Source organism: Thiolapillus sp. (assembly GCF_048562965.1).
Classification (GTDB): Bacteria; Pseudomonadota; Gammaproteobacteria; order Chromatiales; family Chromatiaceae; genus Thiolapillus; species Thiolapillus brandeum_A.
On record NZ_JBHNMF010001592.1, the window covers coordinates 1 to 544 of the forward strand.

General features: G+C 52.8%; 2 protein-coding genes and 1 pseudogene. All 3 read right to left on the reverse strand.

Annotated features, from left to right (window positions below; translation table 11 throughout):
• Positions 1 to 86, reverse strand: an 86-nt coding sequence (locus ACOCD2_RS25680; protein ID WP_419626414.1) for a hypothetical protein, incomplete at its 3' end; no start/stop codon positions are given.
• 1 nt (position 87) lies between these two features.
• Entirely contained in the window at positions 88 to 318 is a 231-nt protein-coding gene (locus ACOCD2_RS25685; RefSeq protein WP_419605036.1) for a type II restriction endonuclease, read from the reverse strand.
• 131 nt (positions 319 to 449) lie between these two features.
• Positions 450 to 544 (reverse strand): annotated as a pseudogene (locus ACOCD2_RS25690) (IS66 family transposase); the annotation flags it as partial.

The following is a 544-nucleotide window of genomic DNA, read 5'->3' on the forward strand; positions in this document are numbered from 1 at the left end:
AAATCAAGAAGCCAGTCCCTTTGCGCTGTGGTGTAGGTCTCAGCAAGTGGCTCAGGTACAACCAGTTGAAGGCGGTGGCCTCTCATTTCATCGGTTTGGGCAGTACTGATGGCTGTTTCCTAGTGTCAGCAGATGCTTGTCCGGAATGCGCTCCGCTTCTGAAAGAACCTGTCTCCATCGGTCCTTACAAGTACTTTTTGCTCCCAGCATGGTCAGCAGATTAGAATCAAAAAACGGATCATGATATTCCCCTCCGCTGGGGAACAGAAAATCCGGACGGGCGCGGTTCTCTGTGGTAGCACCTCGTTGGTAGCAGATTTGCCGTAACTACTCACCCCTATCAGCGTAGAGCTGTCCCGAAAAGGCCATTTGAATGGCGACCAGCGGATTGTATCCCTGATTTGCCATGGTCTGCAGGTAACTGGAAATGCGGCAATAGGCCTCGGCGTACTTTCTTGTCCGGAAGCACCCCGACACCTTCTGTTTGACCTTGCTCATTCTCAGGTCACGTTCGGCCCGGTTGTTGGTAAACGGCACGTGGGAG